This is a genomic window from Vicinamibacteria bacterium (genome assembly GCA_035620555.1).
Classification (GTDB): domain Bacteria; phylum Acidobacteriota; class Vicinamibacteria; order Marinacidobacterales; family SMYC01; genus DASPGQ01.
This window is the reverse complement of the sequence record DASPGQ010000384.1, coordinates 1-2,078: the sequence shown is the minus strand read 5'-3', so window position 1 is coordinate 2,078 and position 2,078 is coordinate 1. Positions and strand designations below refer to the sequence as shown.

The 2,078-nt window shown below is 63.1% G+C and carries 3 protein-coding genes; 1 reads left to right on the top strand and 2 read right to left on the bottom strand.

The window, feature by feature from the left end; translation table 11 throughout:
- On the bottom strand, window positions 1-250 hold a 250-nt coding region (locus VEK15_15610; protein HXV62126.1), incomplete at its 3' end, for an FAD-dependent oxidoreductase.
- Between the two features lie 70 nt (window positions 251-320).
- Entirely contained in the window at window positions 321-1,640 is a 1,320-nt protein-coding gene (locus VEK15_15605) for a PQQ-binding-like beta-propeller repeat protein (GenBank protein HXV62125.1), read from the bottom strand.
- 111 nt (window positions 1,641-1,751) lie between these two features.
- On the opposite strand from VEK15_15605, the gene VEK15_15600 reads away from it, so the two are divergent.
- The coding region (locus VEK15_15600) for an amino acid permease (protein ID HXV62124.1) at window positions 1,752-2,078 on the top strand (327 nt) is incomplete at its 3' end.

Here is a 2,078-nt window from a genome sequence, read left to right as displayed (position 1 = left end):
ATATCGCCTGGGTGGGCCGTTTGAGGCCGGTCGTGGCCATGCCGCCGTTGCGCGAGCTCGCCCCCCAGCCGATCGTCTCCCTTTCGAGAACGGAAACGCTCGCTCCGCTTCGCTCCAGGACACGGGCCGCGTTGAGCCCGGTATAGCCGCTCCCGACGACGGCGACATCGACGCGCTCGGGAAGCTCGGAAGCGACGGGCAAGTCGTTCGGCCGCGGATACTCCGTCCTCCAGAAGGGCTCGTGGCTCAAGAGCGGCGTATTCTTGTCACGCAAACGGCGGGCCTTGGATGAATTGTAAATTCCCTCGGGAGGTCGGACCCTACTTTTCCTTCGCAAACCGGTAAAGGTGCGACGCGGTTCGAATCAGAAGGCTTCCGCGCACGAGAGCCGGTGTGGCGAGGGTGAACTCGTCGAGGTCGTTGGTGCCGAGCACCTCGTAATCGGCGCCCGCGCGGATGACGTAAGTGACGCCTTCCTCGCTGAGACAGAAGATCTTTCCATCGTACCCCCAGGGTGAGGCGGTGAATGGACCCGAGACATCGTCGATGCGCTTCTTGTCGTAGATCTCTTTTCCGGTCCGGGCGTCGTGTGCCGTCAAAAAGCCGCGATCGTAGAGCGTGTAGTAGATCCCGTCATAGACGAGGGGCGAGGTCCCGTAGGGGCCGGCCTGCGGCCAGGACCAGGCAACGTGCTCGCTCGAGCTGGCACCTCCCTCGAGAGTAATGTCGCCGGAAGCGCCGGGCTTGACGGCGTAGACGGGACGGACCTCGTCTCCGAAGTATCCCGAGGTGAGATAGAGAAGACCGTTCTCGGAGACAGGAGTCGGGATCGTGATCGACGACATGGGTGAGAGCTGCCAGAGAAGATTCCCGTCGAGGTCGTAGCTTCTCACCGCGTTCGTCCCCGCCGTAACCAGCTCGGTCCGGAGCTCGTTCTCCCACACGAAGGGAGTCGACCAGTTGCTCTTCTCGTCGCGCGAGACCCTCCATTTTTCTTTTCCGGTCGTCGCTTCCAGGGCGAGGAGATAGGAGTCCTTCTCGTTGTCGTTCACGATGAATAGCGTTGCCTGGTGAAGGACGGGTGATGCCGCGGTTCCCCAGCCGTATCGCGTTTCGAGGGGCTCGAGTCGTTTGTCCCAGGCGGGCTCACCCTCGTGGGTGAAGGCGAAAACGCCGAGATTTCCGAAATAGGCATAGACCCGCGACGCGTCGGCAACGGGTGTCTCCGACGCGTAGCTGTTCTTCAAGTGGCGCGCCTCGGTGGGACGCCCTCGATGCACCTCGCGGCTCCACCTTAGCTCGCCGGTCTCGAAGTCGACAGCCAGTACCACCCATCGGTGCTCGCCCCCGGGGATGTCCTGCTGGCCGCCCGAGTAGTAGCCGGCTTGAGGCGGTCCCTCGTCCCCGTCGGAGACGACCGATGTCAAGAAGATGAGGTCGCCCCACACGACGGGAGAGGACCATCCACGGCCGGGAATACTGGCTTTCCACTTCACGTTCTCGGTCGCACTCCAGGTTTCGGGAAGGGTCGGATCCTCTACGACGCCACCCGATCCGCGGAACTGCGGCCAGTTGTCGTCGGCAAAGAGCGTCGTGGTGGCGCTCAGTAACGCGATCAACGAGGTGATGAAAACGATCATGCTTCGATACTCCATCCAGAATCGACCCGGCTCGAGAACGCGGATCGGCCACGAGAGCGTCTCACACTCCAGAAACAAATATCCACCGCACGCGGGATATACTCCCCGAGCGTGAGCACGTCCGACGAGCTTCCCCGCAAGCTGGGGCGACTCGACGGCGCCCTTCTCCTCGTGGGCACGGTCATCGGCTCGGGGATTTTCGTTGTACCGAGCCTCATCGCCCGTCACGTTCCCGAGCCCGGTCTGGTGCTCGGGATCTGGATCTTTTCCGGGCTTCTCGTGCTCGCCGGGGCCCTCGCTCTCGCCGAGCTCGGAGCCATGCTCCCTCATTCGGGCGGACTCTACGTCTACATGCGCGAGGCCTACGGTCCGTTCTTCGCCTTTCTCTACGGGTGGACGGTGATGCTCGTGGTCATCCCGGGCTCCGTCGCGGCGCTC

Coding starts and splice junctions, on each gene's coding strand:
- VEK15_15605 (HXV62125.1), bottom strand. CDS start 1,640: ATGATCGTTTTCATCACCTCGTTGATCGCGTTACTGAGCGCCACCACG.